Source organism: Chitinophaga sp. RCC_12 (assembly GCF_041360695.1).
Taxonomy (GTDB): domain Bacteria; phylum Bacteroidota; class Bacteroidia; order Chitinophagales; family Chitinophagaceae; genus Chitinophaga.
Genome location: NZ_JBFUPS010000005.1, coordinates 478,240 through 504,655 on the forward strand (window position 1 = coordinate 478,240; position 26,416 = coordinate 504,655).

21 protein-coding genes are annotated in these 26,416 nt (G+C 48.3%); 7 read left to right on the plus strand and 14 right to left on the minus strand.

The window, feature by feature from the left end; all coding sequences use genetic code 11:
- Window positions 1–158 precede the first annotated feature (158 nt).
- The 11 genes from leuB to AB6805_RS17785 all read right to left on the minus strand — a co-directional run bounded on the left by leuB (window position 159) and on the right by AB6805_RS17785 (window position 11,943).
- On the minus strand, window positions 159–1,232 hold the full coding sequence (gene leuB / locus AB6805_RS17735; RefSeq protein WP_370910781.1) for a 3-isopropylmalate dehydrogenase: 1,074 nt from the start codon (window positions 1,230–1,232) through the stop codon (window positions 159–161).
- 18 nt (window positions 1,233–1,250) lie between these two features.
- Window positions 1,251–2,774: an alpha-isopropylmalate synthase regulatory domain-containing protein gene (locus AB6805_RS17740; protein ID WP_370910782.1), complete on the minus strand. Its 1,524-nt coding sequence runs from the start codon at window positions 2,772–2,774 to the stop codon at window positions 1,251–1,253.
- An 18-nt stretch (window positions 2,775–2,792) separates the two neighbouring features.
- The gene (gene leuD, locus AB6805_RS17745; RefSeq protein ID WP_370910783.1) at window positions 2,793–3,389 is read right to left on the minus strand and encodes a 3-isopropylmalate dehydratase small subunit; all 597 of its coding nucleotides are present in this window, start codon (window positions 3,387–3,389) and stop codon (window positions 2,793–2,795) included.
- Between the two features lie 42 nt (window positions 3,390–3,431).
- Window positions 3,432–4,835, minus strand: a complete 1,404-nt coding sequence (gene leuC / locus AB6805_RS17750; protein ID WP_370910784.1) for a 3-isopropylmalate dehydratase large subunit — start codon at window positions 4,833–4,835, stop codon at window positions 3,432–3,434.
- Between the two features lie 280 nt (window positions 4,836–5,115).
- Window positions 5,116–6,231 (minus strand): ABC transporter permease, encoded by a 1,116-nt coding sequence (locus AB6805_RS17755; protein ID WP_370910785.1) that lies wholly within the window; start codon window positions 6,229–6,231, stop codon window positions 5,116–5,118.
- Window positions 6,228–7,334 carry an ABC transporter permease gene (locus AB6805_RS17760; RefSeq protein WP_370910786.1) on the minus strand — a complete coding sequence of 369 codons (1,107 nt, stop codon included), beginning with the start codon at window positions 7,332–7,334 and terminating at the stop codon, window positions 6,228–6,230. Before AB6805_RS17760 ends, AB6805_RS17755 begins: the two co-directional genes overlap by 4 nt.
- Window positions 7,335–7,343: 9 nt before the next feature.
- Window positions 7,344–8,087, minus strand: a complete 744-nt coding sequence (locus tag AB6805_RS17765; RefSeq protein WP_370910787.1) for an ABC transporter ATP-binding protein — start codon at window positions 8,085–8,087, stop codon at window positions 7,344–7,346.
- A gap of 11 nt (window positions 8,088–8,098) precedes the next feature.
- On the minus strand, window positions 8,099–9,016 hold the full coding sequence (locus AB6805_RS17770) for an ABC transporter ATP-binding protein (protein WP_370910788.1): 918 nt from the start codon (window positions 9,014–9,016) through the stop codon (window positions 8,099–8,101).
- A complete protein-coding gene (locus AB6805_RS17775; protein WP_370910789.1) occupies window positions 9,013–9,963 on the minus strand; it encodes an HlyD family secretion protein in 951 nt (316 codons plus the stop codon). Before AB6805_RS17775 ends, AB6805_RS17770 begins: the two co-directional genes overlap by 4 nt.
- A gap of 13 nt (window positions 9,964–9,976) precedes the next feature.
- A complete protein-coding gene (locus AB6805_RS17780) occupies window positions 9,977–11,257 on the minus strand; it encodes a TolC family protein (protein ID WP_370910790.1) in 1,281 nt (426 codons plus the stop codon).
- 65 nt (window positions 11,258–11,322) lie between these two features.
- Window positions 11,323–11,943: a TetR/AcrR family transcriptional regulator gene (locus tag AB6805_RS17785; RefSeq protein ID WP_370910791.1), complete on the minus strand. Its 621-nt coding sequence runs from the start codon at window positions 11,941–11,943 to the stop codon at window positions 11,323–11,325.
- A 128-nt stretch (window positions 11,944–12,071) separates the two neighbouring features.
- On the opposite strand from AB6805_RS17785, the gene AB6805_RS17790 reads away from it, so the two are divergent.
- Window positions 12,072–12,791, plus strand: a complete 720-nt coding sequence (locus tag AB6805_RS17790) for a DUF2071 domain-containing protein (RefSeq protein ID WP_370910792.1) — start codon at window positions 12,072–12,074, stop codon at window positions 12,789–12,791.
- Window positions 12,792–12,900: 109 nt separating this feature from the next.
- Window positions 12,901–15,435: a phosphocholine-specific phospholipase C gene (locus AB6805_RS17795; RefSeq protein ID WP_370910793.1), complete on the plus strand. Its 2,535-nt coding sequence runs from the start codon at window positions 12,901–12,903 to the stop codon at window positions 15,433–15,435.
- A gap of 47 nt (window positions 15,436–15,482) precedes the next feature.
- Here AB6805_RS17795 and pafA read toward each other — a convergent pair whose 3' ends face one another.
- Window positions 15,483–17,123: an alkaline phosphatase PafA gene (pafA, locus tag AB6805_RS17800; RefSeq protein ID WP_370910794.1), complete on the minus strand. Its 1,641-nt coding sequence runs from the start codon at window positions 17,121–17,123 to the stop codon at window positions 15,483–15,485.
- A 232-nt stretch (window positions 17,124–17,355) separates the two neighbouring features.
- Between pafA and AB6805_RS17805 the strand changes: the two genes are divergently transcribed.
- Window positions 17,356–19,668 carry a WG repeat-containing protein gene (locus tag AB6805_RS17805; RefSeq protein ID WP_370910795.1) on the plus strand — a complete coding sequence of 771 codons (2,313 nt, stop codon included), beginning with the start codon at window positions 17,356–17,358 and terminating at the stop codon, window positions 19,666–19,668.
- The gene (locus tag AB6805_RS17810) at window positions 19,661–21,607 is read left to right on the plus strand and encodes a WG repeat-containing protein (protein ID WP_370910796.1); all 1,947 of its coding nucleotides are present in this window, start codon (window positions 19,661–19,663) and stop codon (window positions 21,605–21,607) included. The genes AB6805_RS17805 and AB6805_RS17810 overlap by 8 nt, the downstream gene beginning before the upstream one ends.
- 50 nt (window positions 21,608–21,657) lie before the next feature.
- Here the strand turns inward: AB6805_RS17810 and AB6805_RS17815 are convergent, their stop codons facing one another.
- The gene (locus AB6805_RS17815; protein WP_370910797.1) at window positions 21,658–23,322 is read right to left on the minus strand and encodes an ABC-F family ATP-binding cassette domain-containing protein; all 1,665 of its coding nucleotides are present in this window, start codon (window positions 23,320–23,322) and stop codon (window positions 21,658–21,660) included.
- Window positions 23,323–23,630: 308 nt separating this feature from the next.
- Between AB6805_RS17815 and AB6805_RS17820 the strand changes: the two genes are divergently transcribed.
- The 3 genes from AB6805_RS17820 to AB6805_RS17830 are packed head-to-tail and all read left to right on the plus strand — an operon-like array spanning window position 23,631 to window position 25,030.
- Window positions 23,631–24,152, plus strand: coding sequence for an RNA polymerase sigma factor (locus AB6805_RS17820; protein ID WP_370910798.1), 522 nt, complete (start codon window positions 23,631–23,633; stop codon window positions 24,150–24,152).
- Window positions 24,133–24,390, plus strand: a complete 258-nt coding sequence (locus AB6805_RS17825; protein WP_370910799.1) for a hypothetical protein — start codon at window positions 24,133–24,135, stop codon at window positions 24,388–24,390. Before AB6805_RS17820 ends, AB6805_RS17825 begins: the two co-directional genes overlap by 20 nt.
- Window position 24,391: 1 nt before the next feature.
- Complete coding sequence (locus AB6805_RS17830) at window positions 24,392–25,030, plus strand: ClpP family protease (protein ID WP_370910800.1); 639 nt, start codon at window positions 24,392–24,394, stop codon at window positions 25,028–25,030.
- On the opposite strand, the gene AB6805_RS17835 is transcribed toward AB6805_RS17830, so the two are convergent.
- Window positions 24,998–26,383 carry a TolC family protein gene (locus tag AB6805_RS17835; protein ID WP_370910801.1) on the minus strand — a complete coding sequence of 462 codons (1,386 nt, stop codon included), beginning with the start codon at window positions 26,381–26,383 and terminating at the stop codon, window positions 24,998–25,000. The genes AB6805_RS17830 and AB6805_RS17835 overlap by 33 nt on opposite strands.
- Between the last annotated feature and the right edge of the window lie 33 nt (window positions 26,384–26,416).

A 26,416-nucleotide genomic window follows, 5' to 3' on the forward strand; every position in this document is an offset into this window, starting at 1 on the left:
TGGTGCAATTCTGACATTTATGGGGGAGATTCCGTCAGGGCGCCTGCGGATCAAGTCCACCTCAAAGCCGTAGATGAAGCGTACTTAAAGCGTGTTTAAGGCGTAAAACAACAAAGCCTCCCGGAGGGAGGCATTTGTTTATAGATTGTCAGTATTGCCTAAAGTAATTTCAGCACTTCTTCTCCCATAGCATTGGTATTCAGTATTTTATCTGCTGGCGTTTGCTTGTCGGCAATATCCGCGGTGCGGAAGCCGGCTTTCAATACACCGTCAACAGCGTTGATCACGGCTTCTGACTCGGTCTTCATACCAAAGGAGATATCCAGTAACAACGCGGCGGATAAGATAGAGGCCAGCGGATTAGCGATGCCTTTACCGGTAATATCATGCGCGGAGCCATGAATGGGTTCATACACGCCCGTACCATCGCCAATAGAGGCGGAGGCCAGCATCCCCATTGACCCGGCAATCTGCGAAGCTTCGTCGGTAAGGATATCGCCAAACAGGTTGGCAGTTACTACCACATCAAAACGGCGCGGGTCCTTGATCAGCAACATAGCAGTGGCATCTACAAACTGGTGCTCCACTTCCACGTCAGGATATTCCAACGCCACCTTCTGCACTACCTCCCGCCAGAGACGCGAAGTTTCAATCACGTTGGCTTTATCTACGGAGCACAGTTTTTTTCTCCTTGTTCTCGCCGCGTCAAAAGCTTTGCGGGCAATGCGTTCTACTTCGTAGCGACTGTATTCCGCTATGTCGTAGGCAGTATCGCCGTTATTCTTTCTGCCTTTTTCACCAAAGTAAATATCGCCGGTCAGCTCACGGAAGAAGAGGATATCGGCGCCCTTTAATATTTCAGGTTTAATGCTGGATGCGCCCAGTAATTCATCAAATAATTTAATAGGACGGAGGTTGGCATACAGGCCCAGCTCTTTGCGCATCTTCAGCAGGCCCTGTTCGGGTCTTACTTTGGCAGAAGGATCGTTATCATATTTAGGATGACCCACCGCGCCAAACAGCACAGCGTCTGATTTACGCATCTTTTCCAGCGACTCGTCCGGCAACGGGTTACCGGTAGCTTCAATGGCTACGTGGCCTATCAGCGCTTCGTCATAAGTAAAGGTGTGACCGAATTTTTCAGCAATCCTGTCCAATACTTTTTTACCTACTGCAGTTACTTCCTGTCCGATTCCATCACCCGGAACTATTAAAATATGTTTGGTAGCCATTCAGTTGTTATTGATAGTTTAGATTAGGTTCAGCATTTTTTGTGTGGCCTTAATGGCAGATACGGTCTGGTCGCTGTCCAGTCCCCGGGTCTTAAACTCTTTGTTGTTCAGCCTCCAGGTAATGATCGTTTCGCACAATGCATCGCTTTTACCGCCGGGAGGAATACGCACTGCGTAATCCGTCAGGGTAGGGAGTTCGCGCTTCAGCTTTTTGTACACCTTCTTCAGTGCATTCATAAAGGCATCGTACTGGCCATCCCCCTGTGAATGTTCCTCGAATACTTCCCCATCAATGGAGATCTTCACGGTAACAGAAGGGTTCAGGTTTTTGGAGTGGGTAAGCACATAGTTTTCTACGGTCACCTTTTCCTCGATCCGGTTGCTGTCCAGCACATCAGAAATGATATAAGGCAGATCCGCCTGCGTGAGCACTTCTTTCCGGTCGCCCAGTTCAATGATCCGCTGTGTTACTTTTTTCAAATCGGGATCCGACAGTTTAATGCCCAGCTGTTGCAGGTTGTTTTCAATATTGGCTTTACCGCTGGTTTTGCCCAGTGCATATTTGCGGGTACGGCCAAAACGTTCCGGCATCAGGTCACTGAAGTACAGTTTATTCTTTTTGTCGCCGTCGGCATGAATACCGGCTGTTTGGGTAAATACATTCTCCCCTACAATCGGTTTATTCACCGGGATGCGGAATCCTGAAAAGGTTTCCACCAGCTTGCTCACGGTATACAACGAGGTTTCTGCCACGGCGGTTTTTACCTCCGGCAAAAAATCGTTCAATACCGCGATGGCGCTGGCCAGCGAAGCGTTACCGGCCCGTTCGCCCATACCGTTGATGGTAAGGTGAATGCCGTGCGCGCCTGCTTTTACACCTTCCAGTACGTTGGCGGTACCAAGATCGTAATCGTTATGCGCATGAAAATCAAAATGACATTTCGGGTAGCGTTGCACGATGTCGGAAACAAATGCTTTCACTTCATCGGGCGTGAGCACACCGAGCGTATCTGGCAGCATGATCCTTTTTACAGGCACATTTTGCAGGAAGTCGAGGTACTGGAACACATACTCCCTGGAGTGGCGCATACCATTGCTCCAGTCTTCCAGGTATACATTGCATTCCAGTCCTTTTTTATTGGCCAGTGCAACAACAGCGGCCACTTCTGCAAAATGTTCAGCAGGCTTTTTCTTTAACTGGTGTGTTAAATGATTGAGCGAGCCTTTGGTGAGCAGGTTCATTACTTTGGCGCCGGCTTTCAGCATCCATTCTACGGAAACGTCGCCATCCACAAAGGTGAGCACTTCCACTCTGTTCAGAAAGCCGTTGGCTTTGGCCCATTTGGTAATTGCCTTTACCGCAGTAAATTCACCCTCTGAAACACGGGCGGAGGCAATTTCAATCCTGTCCACTTTTACCTCTGTCAGTAAAAGCTGTGCAATGGTTAATTTTTCTGATGGCGAAAAAGATACTCCGCTGGTTTGTTCACCATCACGGAGGGTGGTGTCCATTATTTCAACGTGGCGCTGGGTCACTGGCATAATACTTATGGAATGTTTTTAATACAGGCTCTTGCCGGCGAATGTGGTGATTTCGTCTTTCATGGCCTGCAGGTAGTCAATATCATCATAGCCATTCATCATGTTGTGCTTCTTATAGCTGTTGATGGCAAAGGACTCGCTTTCCCCGGTAGCCGGGATGGTAATGGTTTGCGCGTCGAGGTTGATCTCCAATTCTGCTTTGGGATCGGATTCTATCGCTGTGAATATTTTATCGAGGAATTCTGGGCTTACCTGTACGGGTAAGATGCCGATATTTAAGGAGTTGTTTTTGAAGATGTCGGCAAAGAAGCTGGACACTACGCAACGGAACCCATAGTCGTAGATCGCCCACGCTGCGTGTTCACGGCTGCTGCCGCTCCCGAAGTTTTTACCCGCTACCAGTATTTTACCGGAATAGATCGGGTTGTTTAAAACGAAATCTTTTTTGGGTGTGCCGTCTGTTTCATAGCGCCAGTCGCGGAACAGGTTGTCGCCAAAGCCGGTGCGCTCTGTCGCTTTGAGGAATCGTGCAGGAATGATCTGGTCAGTGTCCACATTTTCGATGGGCATGGGTACTGCTGTACTCCTTAATATCGTGAATTTATCGTAAGCCATTTTTTGTTGATCGTTTATAAAATTTTGTAAGAAGGGGAATGATTAAGCAATCAGTTCTCTTGGATCCGTTACCACACCTGTTACAGCAGCAGCAGCGGCTACCAGCGGACTGGCCAGCATGGTCCTTGAACCTGGTCCCTGTCTGCCTTCAAAGTTCCTGTTGCTGGTGCTCACGGCGTATTTGCCGGCGGGCACTTTATCATCGTTCATCGCCAGGCAGGCAGAACATCCGGGCTGACGCAGCTGGAAACCAGCTTCTGTCAGGATATCCAGGATACCCTCTTCTTTGATCTGCTGCTCTACGATATGCGATCCCGGAACGATCCAGGCGGTTACATGATCTGCTTTCTTTCTTCCTTTTACAATAGAAGCAAATGCACGGAAGTCTTCAATACGACCGTTGGTGCAGCTGCCAATAAATACATAATCCACTTTTTTACCCAGCATGGCTTCTTCCTCATGGAAGCCCATGTATTGTAAAGATTTTTCGTAGCTGGTTTTGCTGTCGCCCGCCAGCGCAGAAGGGATGTGTTTGGTGATGCCCATGCCCATACCCGGATTGGTACCGTAGGTGATCATCGGCTCAATATCCGCTGCATCGAAAGTATACTCTTTGTCAAACGTGGCGCCTTCGTCGGTACGCAGTGTTTTCCAGTAAGCCAGCGCGGTATCCCAGGCGGCTCCTTTGGGTGCTTTCTCACGTCCATTAATATAATTGTAGGTGGTTTCGTCCGGGGCAATAATGCCACCGCGCGCACCCATCTCAATACTCATATTACAAACGGTCATACGACCTTCCATGCTCATGTTTTCAAAAACATCACCGGCATATTCCACAAAGTACCCTGTAGCACCGGCTGCCGTGAGTTTGGATATAATGTAAAGGGTTACGTCTTTCGGCGTAATACCTTTCCCCAGTTTACCCGTTACATTGATGCGCATTTTCTTTGGCTTCGGCTGCATGATACACTGGGAGGTGAGTACCATCTCTACTTCCGAAGTACCTATACCAAATGCAATAGCGCCAAAAGCACCATGGGTGGAGGTGTGGGAATCACCACATACAATGGTCATACCTGGCAGGGTAATACCATTCTCCGGACCTACCACATGCACAATACCATTTTTTGGATTGCCTAATCCCCAGTGGGAAATGCCATACTTATTGGAATTGGTTTCCAGGGCTTTCAGCTGGTTGGCGGAAAGCGGGTCCTGTACCGGTAAATGCTGGTTAATTGTTGGCGTATTGTGATCAGCTGTGGCAAAGGTCTTTTCAGGAAACATTACCTTTAAACCCCTGTTTTCCATTCCAAGAAAAGCCACAGGGCTGGTTACTTCATGAATAAAGTGGCGGTCGATAAAAAATACATCCGGACCATCTTCAATTTTCCTCACAACATGTGAATCCCATACTTTGTCAAATAAGGTAGCGGGTTTATTGCTCATTTTTTAAAATTTTAAAAGTAGCTACTTGATTGTTCAAATTTATTCATAAAATCTATTTTATTTCAATATTTTTTCTAACAATAAGCAGGAAAAGAGGGTAAAACAGCAGGTAGGATGGGCGTTTGAGCCTGTTTTACAATGTATTGGGCTGATAGTCAGTGATTTGTAATTTTTTGAGGCTGGACTTGGAAAGCACCTTATTTTGGGTAATTGCGCACGGTTAGTAATATGTGAAGGAGATATATGCTGTGAAAAAACGTAATGTGTCCGGTAAGATGATTCAACTCGTTTTCCGGTAATTAAAGATCGCCCAGCCATTCAGTACTATGGCAAACAACGCCAGATACAACAGCTCCATTTGCACATCGGCCAAACCACTGCCTTTCAGTACAATCATCCGGATTACCTTGATGAAATGTGTTACCGGGGTTAAATTGGCGATCACCTTTGCCCAGGGCGGCATACTGTCTACCGCGGTGAACAGTCCGCTCATCAGCATAAAGATCATCATAAAAAAGAATGCCACAAACATCGCCTGCAACTGGTTATTGGTATAGGTAGATACCAGCAGACCGAAGCCCAGCAATGCTACCAGGTACACCGCGGCAAATACATATAATGTTACAAAACTCCCCACCGGCCAGATGCCGTATATTCCCCAGGCCACCAACAAGCCAAGCGTAAACACAATCATGCCCACTACCCAGAAGGGAATCAGTTTCCCCAGAATAAACTGCCACTTCTGTATCGGCGTTACATTGATCTGCTCAATAGTGCCCACTTCTTTTTCCCGTACAATATTGAGGGCCGACATAAAGCCGCCGATCAGTGTAAGCAACAGCACCAGGATCGCCGGTACAATATAAAACCGGTATTCCGCCAGGGGATTAAACCAGTTGGAGTAGGTAATATCGATGATACCAGCCGCCGGCGTCATGTTTCCGCCAATATTAACCGGGATATTCTTATTGAAGTCTGTAATCACCGTCATAAGGTAATTACCGCCAATAGCCGCTTTGGTGCCGTTAATCGCATCTACGGATACCCCTACACGCTGTTTCCCTTCCCTTATCAGGTTGCTTTCAAAATTTGGCGGGATCTCCAACACCACATCGGCTTTTTCCCTTTCAATGTAGGTAATGGCGCGCTGAAAGGAAGGCTCGGCAGCCACTATTTTAAAATAACCGGAGGCGCCTATCTTGGCAATCAGCTGCCGGGAATAGGAACTGTGGTCATTGTCCACCACCGCAAGGTTTATGCTCTTCACGTCAAAGTTCATCGCCAGGGGGAAAATGATCAGCTGTATGATGGGCATCGCAAACATCATCGCCAGGATCGTTTTATCCCGGAAGATCTGCCTGAACTCCTTTTTTAATAAATAACCCAGCACTTTCATGATAACCGCGTTTTAAAATTTTTAAGCGCAATAGTGAGCAGCACAGTGGTCATACCCAACAGCACCAGCGTTTCTTTCCAGACATATTCAAACCCAAGTCCTTTCAGCATCACCGATTTAACAATCAGGAAATACCAGCGGGAGGGAATAATATTGGAGATGAGCTGGAAAATCTTTGGCATATTTTCTATCGGGAACATAAAGCCCGTAAAGATCATGGTGGGGATCATCAGCCCCATCATGGATAAAAGCAAAGCCGTTTGCTGCGAGTTGGTTGTATTGGAAATCATCAGTCCGAACGATAAACAGGTAATGATAAACAACATGCTTTCCATAAACAGCAGCAGGATACTGCCTTTGATGCCCACATCCAGTACAAACACCGCCAGCACCAGGATCAGGGTAAAATTCAGCAGCGACAGCACCAGGTACGGGATGGCTTTGGCAATAAGCACCATCAGTGGTTTAAAGGGAGATACCAGCAATATTTCCATGGTACCCAGTTCTTTTTCACGCACTACAGACACAGAGGTGAGGGCAGTGCATACAATCATGAGGACCAGGGCCATTACGCCGGGAATAAAATTCAGGGAGCCATTGCCTTCTTCGTTATACAGCATTCTCGATTCCGGAACAATGACATAAGGCAGCTGTTGCGAGGGACTGATCTCCTGCTGGTAAGCTGTGGTGATAGCCGTGATATAGTTTACCACGGTTTTGGCGGTATTGGGATCGGAGCCATCAGCAATGATCTGCAGCTGCGCCTTGCCGCCATGCCGGAGGTCATTGCCAAAACCGGCAGGGAAGACGAGCGCGCATTTAGTGGTACCTTTTTTAAAGGAGTCTTCTATATCGTTATAATCGATGGATGATTCACTGACGATAAAGTAGGAAGAGGATTTTATTTTATGAATCAGCTGTTGTGAATTGGCATCCCGGGAATGATCGATCACCATCAGCGTAATATCTTTCACCTCACTGGTCAGCGCAAAGCCAAACAGCATAATCTGCGCTACCGGCAAGCCAAACATGATCAGTAAAGTCCGTTTGTCGCGGAATACATGGAAAAATTCTTTCCGGATAAAAACAAGTAGCTGTTTCATAAAAATGTTTTAGTCGCCCGACCTTTTGGCCCCGCGGGCCAACCGGTAAAATACTTCGTCCATATTTTCTGCCTTAAACTGCGCTTTCAGGTTAGCAGGAGAATCCAGTGCTTCTATTTTTCCATCTACCATAATGGTAACGCGGTTACAATACTCCGCTTCATCCATATAGTGGGTGGTTACAAAAATAGTAATGCCGCTTGCCGCCGCTTCATAGATCATGTCCCAGAACTGCCGCCTGGTAACAGGATCTACGCCACCGGTGGGTTCATCCAGGAACACAATCCGCGGCTGATGAAAGATGGCTACTGAAAAGGCGAGCTTCTGTTTCCAGCCTAACGGCAGCGCCCCTACGAGCTTTTTTGCTTCTGCGGTGAGCCCCAGCTTTTGGATCAGGTTATCGCTTCTTTTACGGATCTCGGTGGAAGAAACGCCATACACGCCGCCAAAGAATTCAATGTTTTCCACTACCGTCAGGTTTTCATACAGGGAAAATTTCTGACTCATGTAACCGATATTCTTCTTGATGGATTCTGTTTGTTTATATACGTCAAAACCAGCTACGGTGGCCTCACCGGAAGTAGGGTGGGAGAGGCCGCAGAGAATCCTCATGGCAGTAGTTTTGCCTGCTCCGTTGGCGCCCAGGAACCCGAAGATCTCTCCTTTGTTTACTTCAAAAGAAATTTTATTGACGGCATAAAAGTCGCCAAACCGCTTTGTGAGATCCTTGCATACAATCACTTTTTCTTCCATGATACCCTGTTTTAGGCCTGGTTCATTAACCGGATAAAGCTATCCTCAATGCCCGGGTGAATTAATTTTATGGCTACGTGTGTATGTCCCCGTCGGGTGATGTTATGCTGCAGCGCCTCTATATCAGTGCCGGCATCTTTCAGCGTAATGTGAATGTATTCCCCGAAAGCAAAGCTGCTGTCCACTTCCGGCATGCTGCGCAGCTCCGTCAGCAGGTGATAGATATTGTCCGCCTTGATGGCATAGAGCTTCACCGGGAATTTGGCCATGATTTTATCGGGCGTATCCACCGACATAATCTTACCATTTTGTATCAGTGCAATCCTTTCACAAAGCACGGCTTCATCCATATAAGGAGTAGACACCACGATGGTGATGCCTTGTTGCTTCAGGTACTTCAGCATGTCCCAGAATTCTTTCCGGGATACTACATCCACACCGGTGGTAGGTTCATCGAGGAATAATACTTCCGGTTTGTGGATCAGCGCACAACACAATGCCAGCTTCTGTTTCATGCCTCCGCTGAGCTTTCCGGCCCTGCGGTCGCTAAAGGGTTTTATCTGTTCGTAAATATCCTTAATGAGTTCGTAGTTATCTTCAATCGTGCTCCCGAAGAGGGTGGCAAAGAAATCGAGATTCTCTTTTACGGTCAGGTCCTGGTACAGGGAAAATTTCCCCGGCATATACCCGATCCTGTTGCGTATTTCTCTATAGTCTTTTACGCAATCATAGCCGCGCACGGTGGCGGTACCTTTGTCGGGCAGCAACAAGGTGGTGAGGATGCGGAAGACGGATGTTTTGCCGGCGCCATCAGGCCCTATCAGGCCAAACAGCTCACCTTCTTCCACCTGCAGTGAAATATCATCTACTGCCAGCACCTTACCCTTGTCGTAAGTTTTGGTGATATGGTCCAGTGTTACTGCGCTCATTTGGATGCTTTATTAATCAGCATTTCACCATACATGCCTATTTTCAGATAGCCGTCATTTTTTACCCTTACCTTGATGGCATACACGAGGTTGGCCCGTTCATTTTTTGTTTGAATGGTTTTAGGGGTAAATTCAGATTTATCGGAGATCCAGGTAATTTCACCGGTGTATGATTTATAATTCTTTTGGCCCTGGTCGATGCGCGCCTCTACCTGTTGGCCCAGTTTAATTTGCGGAAGCGTAACGCCGGTTACATAGGCTTTCAGATAAAGGGTATCGATATTGGCGATTTTGTACAGCGGTTTACCGACGGTGGCCATTTCTCCCTGCAGCGCATATTTCAGCAATACTACACCACTCACCGGGTTAATGATCTGTCCTTTATGGATCTGTTCTGCATATTGGGCCAGTGATTTTTCCAGCGGGGCTTTTTCACTGAGTATGCTACGGTTCTGTGTAGAGGTATTGGAGTTGTTGAGCTTCAGTTGTTGCCGGGTCACGCTGATTTGCCGTTCCAGCTGCACAATAAGGGCATTGATATCGTCCAATTGTTTCTGCGTGGCGGCGTCGCTTTTTACGAGGTTCTCCGTGCGTGTTCTTTCCCGGTATTGTTGTTGCAGCTGTGCTTCCTGCACCAGCAGTTGCCTGCGCACCAGTTCTGTTTGCGGTACCGGGTCCTGGGTTTTTTCTTTCAGCGCATTGATAGATGCCTGCACCTGTTCTCTTTGAAGGGTGGGGATGGTTACGTCAATTTGTCCGACGGTTTGCCCGGCAGTGAGCTTGTCGCCTTCTTTTATAACGAAGGACTGTATTTCACCGGTTTGTTCGGCAGACACGATCACTTCATCTGCTTCGAAGTTGCCGGACGCATCGAAATCGTTTTTGCCGCTTCCGCAGGCATTGATCATCATCACAACGGCTATACCAAGTATCATGTTGTATTTCATATGCAATAATTAATCAGTTCCCGGAGGTGTTTTTATAATTGTATTGAGCCTGTAATAATTGTATGCTGTGGAGGATACGCGATTGTTTCGCCAGGTTCTCCGCATTCAGCTGGGAGATGTAATCATGTACGGTGATAACGCCGTTGTCCAGCTGTGCCTGTGCGGATTTCCTGACAGAGGAGCGGAGCGTAATGGCGCTGTCATCCTGTTCTATGAGTGTGGCAAACTTATCAATATCCTGGTTTTGTTGCTGAAGGTTCATGCTGGTATTGAACAGGAAAGTTTCCTTGCTCACATCCAGGTTTTGCCGGTTGATGTCCAGCAGCTGCCGGTTGTTTTTCAGCGAGTAAAGGCTGCCTAACGACCAGTTCAGCCGTACGCCACCCAGCCACCAGGTGCCGAATTTATTGTCTATAATATTTAGTGTGGGCCGTCCATAGGCGCCCTGGATAAAAGCGCTCAGTTTGGGAAGGTAGCCCGACTGCAATTGTTTTTCCTGTACGTCGAAGGCTTTTTTCTGAATATCATAGTAAGTAATTTCCGGTCGATGTATACCTTGTTGTGGCGCCACTGGCGCGGGCCATGCCAGGCGGGTGCTATCACTCAGCGGCTGGTGGATGAAAGCCGACAGCATTTTCATATAGGCTTTCCTGTTAGATCTGAATTCAGTAGCGGCCATCTCCGTATTCATGATTTCCGCTTTCAGTTCATCCACATTACTGCGGTAAGCCACACCGTTGTTGAGCGCCGCCTGTACCTTGTCCGTGGCGCTTTGCAGGTCTGCTTTCCTGAGCCCGTTTTGTTCCAGCTGGGCGTCCATCAGCAGTATTCCGAAGTAGAGTTGCGTAATCCGGTCGCGGATGGCGTAAAGGTTTACTTCCAGCTGCTGTTGCTGTATGGCTTCGTTGGCGCGGCTGCTTTCCTTCTGGAGTTTGCTTACGCCACCATCATAGATCTGCTGGGAGATCTCCGCCTGTATTTTATATTGATCTTTGCTGAGCGAGGGGAATGTAACGCCGGGTAATGAAGGGATTACCTCGCCAAAGTTGATGGTCTCCGACTGGTACGTTGCCTGTCCGCTTACGGTGAGTTGTGGTAAATACAACTTGCCCGCATTTTCCACCGAATACCTGCTGCTGCGTGCAATCAGGTCGTACTGCCTGATCAGCGGATAATTCTGCCGGGCCAGGGTATAGCACTCTTCAATGGTAAGGGTGGCAGGCGCCTGGCCCCATGCCTTGCCCACCGCAGGCCCCAATAATATGAAACAGCACAAAGCTTTAAATAAGTTCATAGTGCAATATTCAGTTTGAATTATTGTTTTGAAAAGTTGTTCAATTTTCCGGCAAAAAAAAGCAGCTATTTCAGCATGCCTTTAATCCAGATGGGTATCAGCTTTCTCCGTTCTTCCATCAGCGCGGTGAATTCCCCCGGTTTCACCACCTTGTTCCTTTCCAGTAAGGGCCTGGCCAGGAAAGGCATTACCACAAAGGCTATCAGGTTCATCATTAACTGTATCGGCTGGATGCTCAGCTTTCCTTCTTTATGCAGGGCAGCTAACTGTTTAAAGAAATGAGACTGGAAGATGGCATTTTTGCGGTTGTCTTTCAGCAACTCATCCGTGCCGGCAAAAATCTCATTCACCATAAACAGCGGGAAGTCCGGATTGACAAGCAACAAATTAATATAGTGATTGGCCACCTGTTCCACTTTCTGCTGTACGCTTAACTGCTCGTTATTAAGTATAAGCGTTACCGTGGTAATCAATTTCTCCACGATCTCTGCCATCACAAACTGGAACAGCTTTTCTTTGCTGCGGAAATAATAATTGACAAGCGACAGGTTAATATCCGCTTCTGCTGCAATATCCCTCACCTTGGTAGCCTGGTAGCCTTTCTTGGTAAATACAGTTCTGGCCGCGGCTTTAATGCGCTCTTCGGTGGAAGCATCCATATTTCCCTTCTTTTCACTTAACGCCATAGTCTGGTTTTGAGTTAATCTTTTACAAAGATAGTAAATTGAACAACTTTTCAAAACATTTGTTCAATTTTGTGAAATAGTCATTTCTGAAGTTGTTTTGCAGTACCTTTAATCAGATCCTTACCTATATGAAGCTACCCGTTATACATGGTTATATAGACCGCCGCATCCTGGTGAATTTTACCGTGGACCCCGAAGCCGTTCAGTCGCTGTTGCCCGCACCTTTCCGCCCTAAAATTTACAAAGGCAAAGCCATTGCCGGTATCTGCCTGATCAGACTGAAACATATTAAGCCCAAAGGCTTGCCGGATTTTATGGGTATCTCCTCGGAAAATGGCGCCCATCGCATTGCAGTAGAGTGGGAAGAAAATGGTATTACGAAAGAAGGCGTTTATATCCCACGCAGGGATACCTCATCCAAGCTAAACGCCCTTGCCGGCGGACGCCTGTTTCCCGGGAAACATCACCTGGCGGATTTTCACGTAAAAGAGGCCGGCGGACATTTTCATATCGACTTTACCAGCTCAGATAAAACCTCCATTTCCATCGACGCGCGCAGCACCAGCGAGTTTCCCGCAACCTCTGTTTTTGAAACGCTGGAAAACGCCTCTGCATTTTTTGAAGGTGGCGCCGTTGGTTATTCTCCGAATAGCCAGCAGTCGCTCGACGGGCTAAAGTTGCAAACCTATCAATGGAAAGTAAGCCCGTTGCAACTGCTGCATGTAGCTTCCAGTTTTTTTGAAAATACAACGGTGTTTAAGAAAGGAACAGTTACATTTGACAACGCCCTGCTCATGACCCGGACCGAACACGAATGGCACACGCTTACCGGTTGTCCTCAACCATAGCCGTATATACCGGATAATAAACACATAACGGGAGGTGCCATTGCATTCTTTGAGAATGTTTTTTATTTTGTTTTTTGAACAATGTAAAACCCACTCAATCGGAATATAAATGGACTCACGCAGAGAATTTCTAAAAAAATCTTTATTACTATCTGGTGCAGCAGGCTTGTCTACCATGATGCCCGCATCCATTCAACGGGCACTGGCCATAGATCCTGCTCCCGGCAGCACCTTCCTCGATGCGGAACATATTGTGATCCTCATGCAGGAGAATCGTTCGTTCGATCACTGCTTTGGTTCTTTACAGGGCGTCCGCGGTTTCAACGATCCGCGCGCCGTATGGCTGCCGGACACAAAGCCGGTATGGTTCCAAACCAACGCCCAGGGCGATACCTACGCACCCTTCCGGCTGAATATCAAAGATACCAAAGCCACCTGGATGGGCGCATTGCCGCACTCCAGGCCCAGCCAGGTAGATGCCTACAACAAAGGCCGCTACGATAAATGGCTCATCGCAAAAACACCCGGCAACAAGGAATATGCGGCCATGCCTCTAACGATGGGATACTATACCCGTGAAGATCTTCCGTTCAACTATGCAATGGCAGACGCTTTCACGGTATGCGACCAGAACTTCTGCTCAGCCATGACCAGCACCACGCCCAACCGCTCCTTTTTCTGGACGGGCAAAATTGTACATGAAGTAGACGGACTGCCAAAAGCACATATCCGGAACGATGACTTCAGCTACGGGAAACTTCCCTGGAAAACATTCCCCGAGTTACTGGAGGAAAATAACATCGCCTGGAAATTTTACCAGAATGAAATCAGCTGCGGCGGAGGATGGAAAGGAGAGGAAAGGGCGTGGCTCGCGAATTTTGGTTGTAACCTGCTGGAATTTTTTGCGGCCTATAACGTGAAGTTCTCCGAACGGTATGTAAACGGATTATTGAAACAGGTGGAAACCCTGCCGGACGAAATCAATAAGCTCCAGGAAGCCAGCCCTTCTTCTGATGCCGCCGCCGAAAAGATCCGCACCGATATCTCCAAAAAACAAGCGGTGCTGGACAATGCTACCCAGGAACTCCTGCAATGGAATAAAGAAAGCTACGAGAAATTAACGGATCAACAGAAATCGCTGTACCAACGCGCTTTTGTAGTGAACAAAAACGATCCCGCCTACCGGAGCGTAACAGCCGTAAACTATAAAGACGGCTCAAAGGAACGCACCATCACAGTACCCGCCGGCGATGTACTCCACCAGTTCCGTAAAGATGTGAACGAAGGTGCATTGCCACAGGTATCGTGGCTGGCAGGTCCGCAGAATTTTTCGGACCACCCCAGTGCCCCCTGGTATGGCGCCTGGTACGTATCCGAAATCCTCGATATCCTCACACAAAAACCGGACGTCTGGAAGAAAACTATTTTCATTGTTACCTATGATGAAAATGATGGTTACTTCGATCATGTGGTACCTTTCTCTATCTGCGATAACAATAAACCCGGTACTGGTAAATGCTCCGCCGGAATAGATACAGAGATAGAACAGGTGCGGCTGGCGCATGAACTGAAACAGGGCATAAGTGAAAAGCAGGCCCGGGAAGCCCCGGTAGGACTGGGATTCAGAGTGCCCATGATGATTGCATCGCCCTGGAGCAGGGGAGGAAAGGTATGCTCACAGGTATTTGAGCACACTTCTACCTTACAATTCCTGGAAACATTTTTCAGTAAGAAGTTAAACAAGCAGGTACACCTGGATAATATCAGTCAGTGGAGACGCACTATCAGCGGCGATCTTACGGCTGCTTTCAGTCCGTTTAATACCACCACACCCGCCAAACAGATCTTCCTGGACCAGCGCCGCGTAGTGGAAAATATTAATAACGCCCGGTTTAAATCAGCACCCGCAGGTTTTAAAAAGGTTACCGGTGAAGAGGTGACAGCCTTTGCTAACGGCAACGGCACTACGATCTTACAACAGGAAAAAGGTACCCGCCCTTCCTGCGCATTGCCTTATGAACTGCTGGCGGATGGCCAATGGAAAGCCGGTGAGCAGTTGCTGACGCTGAAAATGAAAGCAGACAAGCAATTGTTCGGCGACCGGGCACATGGCGCACCTTTCACTGTATATACCAACCTCCCTTATAAAGACGAACAAACCGGTGAAACAGAAACCGGGAGAACCTGGTCGTTTGCAGTGGCCGCCGGCGATACCATCACCTATGAGTGGCCAGCCAAAGCCTTTGCGGATAACCGTTATCAACTGCACCTGCATGGCCCCAACGGATTCTACCGCGCGTTTGAAGGTTCTGCAAAACATCCGCAGCTGGACCTGGAGCTGGGTTATGAAACAAGTGACAAATTAAAAAAGAAAGCAACGGGCAATCTTGTTTTACGTGTAGCCAATACCGGTAGCAGTGCACGCGATTTTAGCATCACAGACAACGCCTACGGCGGAAAAGTAATCCAGCGGAATGTTGCCGCCGGCGCCACTTTAGAACTGGTATTGCCACTGCAGAAAAGTCATGGCTGGTACGATTTCAGCGTACGCGCTGCTGGCTTTGATACTTTTGGTCAACGGTATGCAGGAAGAGTGGAAACAGGAGCAGAAGGGATAACAGATCCGTTTATGGGAAGAGTATAAAAGAATCCGGGAGGATTTACAGGATGTGTAAGTCCTCCCGGAATATATTATTGCAGTATTTCTTTTACAGGTTTACCTACACAACCGCTTGGCATTTGTATATGCAGCATGGCAGCAAGGGTAGCGGCGATATCTGTCATATGCACGGTTTCATTGGACGCGCCATGCTTTACATGCCATCCCATAAATACCAGTGGAATATGGATATCGAAAGGATTCCAGTTACCGTGGGTAGTGCCCTTCAGCGAACCTTCAAACCATCCTGGCTCAGGAATCACAATCACGGAACCGGTGCGTTTACGGTTGTAGCCATTGATCGCCATGGTGTTCAGCGGCTCCGGCAAAGGATTTGCGCCGATATTATCCAGGTCGGCAGCAAACTGGATACCCGGTTGTGCCTCAAAGTATTTCACCGTTTCTTTCTTCACCGCATCATAGTCCAGTTTAGATGCCGCAATTTTAGCTTTGTCGAAGCTCACGTGGTAATTCATAAAGGACGACACCAGTTTGCTTACACCAAAACGTGCATTCAGCGTGCTGTCCAGGCCAGCTACCAGTTTCCTGCTTTCTGTCAGTCCGGAAGGAAGTTTATGTTCTTCCATGAATTTAATGGCATGCGCCGCGCCATGGTCGGCAGTAAGGAACACAAGGTAATTACCTTTTCCCACACGCTGGTCCAGGTAGGTGAAAAAGGCCGACAGGTCTTTATCCAGTCGCAGGTATGTATCTTCCACTTCAATGGAATTAGGACCATATTTATGGCCTACATAATCGGTGGAAGCGCAGTTAATAGTAAGGAAGTCGGTCACGGTATTATTGCCGAGGTCATACCCTTCAATGGCAGCTTTCGCAAAATCCAGTGTGAGCGTATTGCCACCGGGAGTGGATCTCAGGTTGCCCGGATCTTTTTTATAAGCATCTTTAAGTGCATGCGGAAAAACAGGGGCTTTCTCACCCGGGAAAGTACCTTCCCAGTCTACGTTGTCTTCACTGCTTTGCACATAAGTATTGATAGGATATAAAGTTTCCCAGGGTTTAGACATCAGCTGTTGCGGCTCTTTGCGGTCGTTAAAACGCTTTACCCACTCCGGCAGTTCTTTCATATACCAGGTGCTGGTAATAAAGCTGCCGTTGCTGTCGTCCAGCCAGAAGGCGCCATTGGGCGTATGTCCTGCAGGAAGAATAGAGGCGCGGTCTTTCAGTGATACGCCTACTACTTTGGAGCGGAAGTTGGTAGACAGTTTTAATTCATCTGTAATAGTGGAGGCCAGCAGGTTGCGTGGCGACATTTTGCCCGCAGCACTGTTGCTGCCAACGGCTTGTACGGTAGTGTCTTCTGTGCAATACCATTTTCTGCCGGTAAGCTGATCGGGCCAGTCGTTGCCGGTGATACCATGAATAGCCGGCACACTGCCTGTATAAATGGTGCTGTGTCCCACGGCGGTAAAGGAGGGAAGGTGGCTGATAAAAGTGTTCTCACAGGAAAAACCGTCGCCCAGCATACGTTTGAAACCACCCGCTTCGTAACGGTCGTAGTAACGGTATAAATAATCCCAGCGCATCTGGTCTACCACAATGCCTACTATCAACTTCGGCTTTTCATTCGATTGAGCTACTGCGGTGAGCCCCTGTAGCGCTGCGAACGCGCCCAGGAATGCAGTGGCAACAGATTTAGTCATTCCATTCATAATGCAGATTTTTTTCATTTCTTAGGTTCACACCCCAATTGGGAATCGACAAACGTAATAAAAAAATTATAAAAACCCTGCACCTTTTCGTTGAACGGAAAAGGATGGATCGCTTCCCGGAAAAGTAGCCGGTATCTTTTTAACAAGAGATAATTATCTGCGTTTTCTGAAAGATCCGCATCTTTGCATATCTTCCATGAGAAGAATACTATTTCATAATGTAGCAAGACAGATGATAAAAAGATACTTACTGGCAGGACTCCTTTTAAACAGCATATCCCTGCATGCACAAGAGCCCGTGGTAGCGGGTTACCTCGGAAGGTTCGAAGGACAGTTTGCCCCCGTGTTGATTAACCAGCAAAAACAATGGCTGCATGTTTCCGGTGCAGTATTGGTAGATAAAACGGAAAACACCGGTTATTACAATACCGTAGTAGCCGTGAAGCACAACGCCTATGGAGCTATCAACAATGCCGGTAAGATCATTGCCCCTTTCAAATATGATGAGGTCACCCTGGCCGATGAGCAGGACAACAACGACTCCACAAAAAATTATTGCTTTGTCATTACCCGGCTCAATGGGAAATACGGCGCCGCAGATACACTCGGCAATATCATCTGCCCGCCCATATACACCGAGGTAAGCGCGCTCACACCCCATGTACTGAAAATGAAGAAGGATGGACGCTGGGGATGGATAGCTATTAAAACCGGTAAGGTATTACAGGAACCCATATACGAAGAAGCAGGTAAAAGCTATGCACTAAAAAACGCTATAGAAATTACCAAGGCAGGTAAAGTCGGACTGGCAGCGGAAGACGGCACCATCATCGTTCCGGCAGCGTACGAATCGTTTGATTATCTCGGCGGCAACGGCGCTTATTTTGGTTTTACTGCCAACGGTAAAACAGGCGTCATGGATCAAAACGGCAAGATCATTATTCCTGCTATCTATGATAAATGCAAGCCCGGACCTGCCACCACGCTGTTTGCCGTAGAAAAAAATGGTAAAACCGGCCTCGTAGATGCGAGCGGTAAAACCCTCCTCCCGTTTCAATACACGGGAACCGGTTTGACGGGCAATGTCATGAAAGTAAGCATAGGCGATAAATACGGGGTGGTAAATACCGAAGGCAAAGAGATTATCCCGCCGCGGTATAGCGACATTAAAGCGATCAATGCAGCAGGACAGGAAGTATTTGATGGCGGCGTAATAACGGCGCCGGGGCAGGCAACAGACCGGGTGTCGCCCGTGCCGGTAGTTTTCCTGGTAAGCGATGCCACCGGCACCGGCTTGTTTGATGCAAACGGGAAGAACCTTCTGCCCCTTACTTACAGCCGCATAACGCCCTTCTCCTGGCAGGACACTCCTTACCTGGCAGCGGAGAAAAATGGTAAAACAGGCGTCCTCGGAATGGATGGGAAAATAATCCTGCCAGTAACCTATGATGGTTTGGTAAATGGCTTCGGCAGTGGGTTTTCATATGTTGATGATAACGCAGGGGAAAGCAAAAAAGATTACCTGCCTATTGTAAAAGGAGAGAAAATAGGGTTGGTTAATATTAGGACCGGGAAAGAAATTATCCCTGCGCAGTACGAATGGCTGCAGTGGCAAAACAGCCGGATACTGCTGCTCCGCAAAGGCGATACTACTTCCCTGGCGGATGTAACCGGAAAGATCCTTCGTGGTGGAAAAAAGTACGGATTTTTTACCGCAGTAGACACCAACAGAATCGTGGAAACACAATACAACGACGATGGCTCCACCACCAGCCTGCTCACTGATCTCGCAGGCAATACGCTCTATACCAGCCAGCGCTGGGAGTTTAAAGAAAACCAGGTATCCCGGCTGCTGATGCCGGAAAGCGAAAAAGGAAGCAATGCGAGATTCAATAATGGCCTGTTGAAATTATGGAGCAACGCCCGCAACAATGTCTTTTTAGATCCTAACGGAAAAGAAGTGGTTTTTGAAGGCTACAGCTTTGTGGGAGATTTCTGGAACGACCTGGCGCTGGCGGGAATCGACAGCACGCCGCAACATACGCTGTATGGCATCATCAACCGCAGGAAAGAAATTATTTATCCGGTTGCAGCCGATGATATTTATGCAATGAACAACCTGCTCGTAGTAAAAAAAGGAGACCGCAAAGGACTGATCACAAAAGAAGGTAAAACATTGCTCCCCGTGGAGTATGAGGAAATAGACGATATCTATGACGCGCCTTTTTTCAAGGTGTCACGCAATAACAAATATGGCGTAACAGATAGCCTGGGTAAGATAATTTTACCGGCAGAATTTGATGATATCAGTTACCGGAAAGATGAGCGCCTGTTCCAGGTAACCCGCGCCGGCAAATACGGTATCGCAGATGCCTCCGGTAAAATGATCATTCCCGCTATTTACGATAATATGGACGTCAATCAGGGATATGGAAAAAATATTTTTCCATTATTGGTGCAGGAAGGGAAATGGTATTTTTACCTTGATGCACAAGGGAAAGCATTCCCCTACAAATCACTGAAGAAAAAAGGATATGATGAATAAGGGTATAACAGGCAGGGATATACGTTTTTTACTGGCAGGTAGTTTTTTACTGGCGGCTCATAGCTTATCCGCACAGCAGGGATCCGCGTTTCATAACGGGTTTGCACGTATGGAAGATTCCGGCAAAAGCTGGTATATAGATACCACCGGCAAAAAAGCATTTGACCAGATCGTTGCCCTGTATCACCCCGTTGCCGCCACAGCTGCAAATGAAGAAGAACTGCCTAATGCGCAGGAAACCATGCTCCTGGTAAGCAGCGCGGGCAAAACAGGTATTGTTGCCGGTAATGGAAAATGGCTGCTGCCGCCTGCATATGATACCATCGAACTGAAATGGAAAACGTACCTGGTATTGCATCAGCAAGGTAAAATGACTTACGCAGATACCCATGGAAAGCTGCTGCTGCCGTTGCAGTTTGAAGACGCGGGCATATTGGATGATACTCACTTTGATGTGAAAACCGGCGGTAATTGGGGCATCTACAGCACAGCAGAAAACCGGTTGCTGATACCGGCCATCTATGAATCGTTCGACTACTGCGGTGGATGCGGCAGGAAAGGAGATTACCTGTTTGCGCAGAAAAATGGTAAATGGGGTATCATCGATTTTAACAATAACGTCCTCATGCCTTTTGAATACGAACATGCACACGCTTTTATGCGCAGTGACAACTGGGTGCGGTGTTTTAAAAAGCAGGGGCACGAAGTAACCATCAACCTGAAAATAAAAAAAGAATATACCGCACCGGAGTATACAGATATGACGATAACAGGTAACGGTTTGCTGAAAGCGCAAAAGAACGGGAAGTACGGACTGATCAACGAAGATGGCATTACCATAGCCGATTTTATTTATGACGATATCACCGACGCCTATGGCGAAACAGCAAGCGGACCCTATCTTCAGATCACAAAGAATGGTAAAACAGGCATCCTGCGGGAAGATGGGAAAGTAGTGATTGCCCCAACATACGAAGGTGAGATTACAGGATTCGGTGAGTATTTTATTATTCGGGTAGACGGCAACTATAACCTGACGGATACCACCGGCAAGAAGTTACTGGCAAAAGATTATACCGAAATAACCTTCATGGATAAACGTTTTCCGGCTCCTCTGGTTAAGCTGAAACAAAAAGCACTCTATGGCTTTTATAATCCGGTTAACAGGAAAGTAGTCGAGCCAGCCTTCTTTGATATCGACCGCACTACAGTTACTGCGCCAGGCATGGAATTACTGGAAGTAAATTACCAGGAGATGTATGGCTTGTATAATGCAGCAGGGGAACAGGTATTGCCCGTGGTGTATAAAAAACTGGATGACCTGGTACCCGGTCTGGTGGCGGTAAAGAAAGAAACCGGCACTGGTGTGTATGATATCGGGAAGAAAAAAATGCTGATCCCCGCCGTATATAACAGTATCAGCGTATCATCGGCAGACAGCAGTTTATTCCTGGCGTCCCAAAGCACCCCGGACGGCAGCTACAAAGAACTTTTCTTTAATCATAACGGCGTAAAGATGCCTGCACCTAAAGCGCCCATTGTCCCGGAAAAAAAATCGCAGCTGCTGGAAAAGGAAACGGCTAACGGAGGATACCCGCTTTTTGGTTACACCAATGGCACTGGTAAAGTAATAGTGCCTCCCATATACGATCGCCTGCTCGTGGAAAAGAACGGACGGGGATTCCTGGCGCAAACAGACGGTAAATTTACCGTGTTGAATGAAGCCGGGCAACCGGTAAGCAAACAGCTTTTTGATGATATCGCGCTGGAAGAAGTACCCCGCTATGGCTCCACGGAAGTGCTGTACAGGTTCCCGTTGCTTTGCAGAACAGGCGATACGTATCAGTATCTCACCGCTACAGGCAATTTCCTGCCTGTTAAAGTGACCGGCATCGTTGCCTTCAGCGAGTACGGCATAGATGGCATTCCCGAACTATAACAAGAATCCCGGAAAGGCTTGAACATAGCCTTTCCGGGAAAGGATAACACCTAGGTGTTTAACGCCAGCACATCATCCACACCCACTTCCGCAATAAAGTCGGGATCATGGGAAATGACCAGCAACGTACCTTTATACTCCCCGAAGATCTGCGTCAGTATCTTAATGTTTTGCAGATCCAGGTTATTGGTAGGCTCATCGAGCAGGATCATGTCCGGTGCTTTGTCCTGTAAGGTCATGCTGCAGAGGGCCAGTCGCAGCATTTCACCACCACTCAGCACTGTGCACGACTTATCCCAGGTATCCGGTCCAAAGAGGAAATTCACCAGTACCGTTTTTACCATCGATACTTCCAGCAGGTTGTTGTTGTAAGACAATGCCTGCTGCAATACCGTTTTGCTCCGGTCGATCAGCGTGTAGTCCTGGTCCAGCAGTAAACTGCGCGTATCGGCGGTATACAGCTCACCTGTCGACGGCGACAGCCTGCCCAGTATCAGTTGCAGCAAGGTGGACTTGCCGCTGCCGTTGGGCCCTGTAATGGCCAGCCGCTGTCCGCTGCGGATCGTAAAGGTGAGCGGTGTTTTCCAGAGCATATTTTCCGGAGATGATGATCTTGCCGGTTCATTTGATGGCGGGTGATCCGGCGCCGTGGGTTCCGGTTGCGCGGCAGGCCACCCGAAATTTACATCGCTTGCCTGCACCAGCACTTTCCCTGTATGAAGGGTGGATTGTTCAAAATAGCCCTTCATCATGCGTTGTAGCCGTGTCATAGCAGAAAGTTCCTGCCAGCCTGCACGTAGTTCTTCCACTTTTTCGGTGTGTACCTGTTTTAATTTTGAGGTAGATACTTCCGCATTATTTTTCCTCGCATTCAATAATATTTTAGGCAGCCCTGCACTTTTGGTGTGTTTCCGTGCCTGTGCATCGGCATGCTGCTTGCGCTCTATGGCCTCCTGGCGTTGCTTCTTGGCTTCTTTCAGCGTTTTCTCCTGGTGGGCCACCCGCTGTTGCAGTGCATCCGCTTCCTGTGCTTTTTGCGCGGCATAGAAATCGTAGTTGCCGCCATAAGTCTTTATGCCATTAGGTTGCAGCTCCCAGATGGGTTCGCAGAGACGTAACAGCTGCCGGTCGTGGCTCACCATCAGCAACGTGCACGAGGTGGCGGCCATCCATTCGTATAGCTGTTCCCGTGCATGGTAGTCGAGGTGGTTGGTGGGCTCGTCCAGCAACACGATGGATGGCTCAAAGATATCGATGCCGGCCAGGAACAGCCTTGTTTTTTCGCCGCCGCTGAGGGTAGACAGGGGTTGATCCGGCTGCAATGCACGAAGGCCCCATTTTTCAAAGGCAGCTTCACTGCGCGCGGCAATATCCCAGTCGTCCCCGAGTATATCGTAAAGATGTGGACTGGTGTCGCCCTGCAGGATTAATTCAAGGGCCTGTACCTTTTGCGCGGTGCCGGCGGCCTGCGCCACGGTAAGCGTGTTAAAATGTCCGAAATGCTGCGGTACATAATAACAGGGCGCAGTAGTGCGGACGGTACCAGAAGATGCGGTTTCCTGGCCGGCAATGATCTTCAGTAAAGTAGATTTGCCCGCGCCGTTAGGACCCGCTATCGCTGCCCGGTAGCCTTTATGAAGCGTGAAACTGACATCCTGGAATAAATACTGCCCCGATGGAAGCTGGTAACTGAGTTGTTGTGCGCTGATAAGCATGAAAAATCGTTTTGAAATGAACAATGGCGACGGCAGGCGTCGGGTTAGCGGGTCGGGAAATGGCAGTACGCATTTTCATGGCAGTAAAATTTAGTTGAATAAATCAGCGTATGCAGGAGCATCACTGTATGACGGTAAAAAATATATAAATGGGAGATGAAACACGCCAGAGCAGCATGTATACAGGTATCAGCCTGCTATTGTATGTAGAGTATTGATCACATGGTTGAGCAAAGGTAAAAAAAAATTCTTAAATTTTAGGTGATATATCAGTGGTTTCTGACACTAGTATATAAAACCAGGCTCATATGCGTACTCATGAAGATCAATGGCTGGAAGAAATATACCGGAATACACTGCCACGGGTAGCAGGCATGATATACCGGGTGGGCGGCCACCTGGAGATGGCCAAAGATATCTTCCAGGATGCTGTTATTATCTATCTTGAAAAACAACAGCAAAACAAACTACCTGCCGGGGTACCTGCGGAAGCATACATTACAGGTATCGCCAGGATTCTTGCTGTGCGGAAACTAAAACAATCCGGTCAGCATATTCCACTCGACGGCATGGAGGGTGATATTGGCGTACCGGCAGATTATTATGCGCCGCCACCTGTGGCGAAACCGGTACTGGAATATGTAAAAGCCGCGGGGAAAAAGTGTTTGCAGCTGCTGCACGCATTTTATTACGACCATCTTTCCATACCCGAAATAGCGGCAGGCTTTAATTTTAAAACGGAACATTCTGCCAGCGTACAGAAATATAAATGCCTGGAAAAAGTAAGGGAACAAATTAAACAATCAGATTATGCGGAAACAGTTAGCTGAAGCACAGGAAATTGAACAATACCTGCTGCGGGAAATGCCTGTTTCCTCCCGGCTGGTATTCCAGGCCAGGATGCTGGTGGCGCCGGCATTGCGCGAAAAGGTGAAGTACCAGCGGAAAACAATGCAGCTCGTGCGCTGGCTCGCACGCGAAGAAAAACGGAACGAGCTGGATCAACTCTTCCTGCGTCTCATGCAGGACACGGCCTTCAATAATTCTATCACTTCTATTTTTAAATAATATGGCATTCCTGGTTCCTACCGTAATCGACGGCGACAGCCGCGGTGCGTTTGATATATACAGCCTGTTGCTGAAAGAAAGGATTATTTTTCTCGGTACCGCTATCGACGACCAGGTGGCTAACCTGATAGTGGCGCAGTTGCTGTACCTCGACAGTGAAAATCACCGGCCCATAAATATGTACATCAATAGTCCGGGCGGTGTTGTTTACGCAGGTATGGCTATTTATGATACCATGAAAATGTTGAAATCGCCGGTATCCACTATGGCAATGGGTTTCACCGGCAGCATGGGCACCATCATTCTTACGGCCGGCGCTACCGGTCAACGGTATGCCTTGCCCAATGCTACCATCCACATGCACCCCGCCAGCGGCGGCGCCAAAGGATATACGGAAGATGTGCGTATTGCTTTTAATGAACAGGGCAGGTTGCAGCAAAAACTTTTCCAGATCATTGCCATGCAATCCGGCCGCTCCGTGCAAGAGGTGGAGCATGCCTTTCGCAATGATCATTTCATGGCCGCAGGAGAAGCCCGTGATTTCGGGCTGGTAGATGAAGTGCTGAACAGCGCTGCCGTACTGCCTGCGCTGGCATTCCGGCAGGAACTATTGCCATCCGCCACCGAGCGCGCGGTATAAGAATACCACTGCCTGTAACTGCTGCAGGTGATCGTTGATCCTGTTGAGTTGCGCTGCTAAAAGGCTCTGTTGTGCATTCAGTACTTCCGTGTAGTTGGCAAATCCATAACGCACCAGCTCCTGTGTATAGTCAACAGATAATTGCAGGTTCTGTAATTGCAGCCGCCGGGAGTTTCCTTTTTCCATGGCAGTCTGGTAAGAATACAATGCATTCGACACTTCCTGCCCGGCCGTCAATACCGCCGTACGAAAATCCAGCGCCGCCTGTTCCTGCTGCTCTTTCGCCACTTTCAGCCGGGTTTTATTGATGCCCTGGTTAAAGATAGGTTGTGTTAAACCCGCCGTCAGGTTGCTGATCCACGAGCCGGGACCGGTGAGAGACAAATAACTGGTATACCCGCCCGAGGCAGAAATGGTGAGTGCCGGGTAAAAATAAGTACGCGCTACATTGGTCAATTCATAATAGTAACGCAGGTTATATTCCGCTGCCTGCACATCCGGCCGGTTGGCCAGCAACTGCGCCGGTACGCCGGTTTTCAGCAGCATTACCGGCCGCTGGTCGTCCATGCCGCTGCGGCTGATGGGGCCGGGAGGCCGGCCCAGCAAGAGGTTCAGCTGGTTCTCTGTTTCGCGGATCGACTGCTTTAAATCAGGGATCGTTACTTCTGCGGCATACCTGCTGGCTTCACTTTGTACTACTGCCGCCCCGGTAACCACATCACCTTTTTTCAGTTCCTTCATCACCTCTACAGTGGCCTGCCAGTTCACAACGGTTTGTTGCGTTATTTTCAGTTGCTGATCCAGTGCGGTAAGGTTGTAGTAGTTGGTGGCAATACTGGCAATCAACCCGGTTTGTACGGCCCTTGCATTGGCGGATGCCTGCAGGAATGCCGCCAACCCCGCGCGCCTGCTGCTACGCAGCTTGCCCCAGATATCAGCTTCCCAGGTGGCTGCGAGCCCGGCATTGTATTGCTGCGGTATAACGGTCCTGCCTGTACGTTGTTGATTAGAGGCGCCTGCATAAGCGGCGCTCACATCACCATTAACGGCAGGGTATAATGCCTGCCTGCTTTGCGAATAACTGGCTTCGGCCTGCCGCATGCGCGACCACGCTACCTGGAGGTCGAGGTTGTGCTGAATACCGGTGTCAATAAGCTGCTGCAACAGCGAGTCGGTGAAAATATCTTTCCAGTGAACGGTAGCGAGACTGTTGGTATCCGTTGTATGAATATCCCGGTAGAGGTTATTGTCTGTAATGCCGGGCGATTGGTACGGTTTCGTGACGCCACAGGCAGCAATAAATCCAGCCAGGACTACAAAAAGAAAAATATATATACTGTTACGACCATTCATATGACCTGTTTTGAGATCTGCCTGTGGCAGGAT

Coding starts and splice junctions, on each gene's coding strand:
- leuB (WP_370910781.1), bottom strand. CDS start 1,232: ATGGCTACCAAACATATTTTAATAGTTCCGGGTGATGGAATCGGACAG.
- AB6805_RS17740 (WP_370910782.1), bottom strand. CDS start 2,774: ATGCCAGTGACCCAGCGCCACGTTGAAATAATGGACACCACCCTCCGT.
- leuD (WP_370910783.1), bottom strand. CDS start 3,389: ATGGCTTACGATAAATTCACGATATTAAGGAGTACAGCAGTACCCATG.
- leuC (WP_370910784.1), bottom strand. CDS start 4,835: ATGAGCAATAAACCCGCTACCTTATTTGACAAAGTATGGGATTCACAT.
- AB6805_RS17755 (WP_370910785.1), bottom strand. CDS start 6,231: ATGAAAGTGCTGGGTTATTTATTAAAAAAGGAGTTCAGGCAGATCTTC.
- AB6805_RS17760 (WP_370910786.1), bottom strand. CDS start 7,334: ATGAAACAGCTACTTGTTTTTATCCGGAAAGAATTTTTCCATGTATTC.
- AB6805_RS17765 (WP_370910787.1), bottom strand. CDS start 8,087: ATGGAAGAAAAAGTGATTGTATGCAAGGATCTCACAAAGCGGTTTGGC.
- AB6805_RS17770 (WP_370910788.1), bottom strand. CDS start 9,016: ATGAGCGCAGTAACACTGGACCATATCACCAAAACTTACGACAAGGGT.
- AB6805_RS17775 (WP_370910789.1), bottom strand. CDS start 9,963: ATGAAATACAACATGATACTTGGTATAGCCGTTGTGATGATGATCAAT.
- AB6805_RS17780 (WP_370910790.1), bottom strand. CDS start 11,257: ATGAACTTATTTAAAGCTTTGTGCTGTTTCATATTATTGGGGCCTGCG.
- AB6805_RS17785 (WP_370910791.1), bottom strand. CDS start 11,943: ATGGCGTTAAGTGAAAAGAAGGGAAATATGGATGCTTCCACCGAAGAG.
- AB6805_RS17790 (WP_370910792.1), top strand. CDS start 12,072: ATGAAGCTACCCGTTATACATGGTTATATAGACCGCCGCATCCTGGTG.
- AB6805_RS17795 (WP_370910793.1), top strand. CDS start 12,901: ATGGACTCACGCAGAGAATTTCTAAAAAAATCTTTATTACTATCTGGT.
- pafA (WP_370910794.1), bottom strand. CDS start 17,123: ATGAATGGAATGACTAAATCTGTTGCCACTGCATTCCTGGGCGCGTTC.
- AB6805_RS17805 (WP_370910795.1), top strand. CDS start 17,356: ATGATAAAAAGATACTTACTGGCAGGACTCCTTTTAAACAGCATATCC.
- AB6805_RS17810 (WP_370910796.1), top strand. CDS start 19,661: ATGAATAAGGGTATAACAGGCAGGGATATACGTTTTTTACTGGCAGGT.
- AB6805_RS17815 (WP_370910797.1), bottom strand. CDS start 23,322: ATGCTTATCAGCGCACAACAACTCAGTTACCAGCTTCCATCGGGGCAG.
- AB6805_RS17820 (WP_370910798.1), top strand. CDS start 23,631: ATGCGTACTCATGAAGATCAATGGCTGGAAGAAATATACCGGAATACA.
- AB6805_RS17825 (WP_370910799.1), top strand. CDS start 24,133: ATGCGGAAACAGTTAGCTGAAGCACAGGAAATTGAACAATACCTGCTG.
- AB6805_RS17830 (WP_370910800.1), top strand. CDS start 24,392: ATGGCATTCCTGGTTCCTACCGTAATCGACGGCGACAGCCGCGGTGCG.
- AB6805_RS17835 (WP_370910801.1), bottom strand. CDS start 26,383: ATGAATGGTCGTAACAGTATATATATTTTTCTTTTTGTAGTCCTGGCT.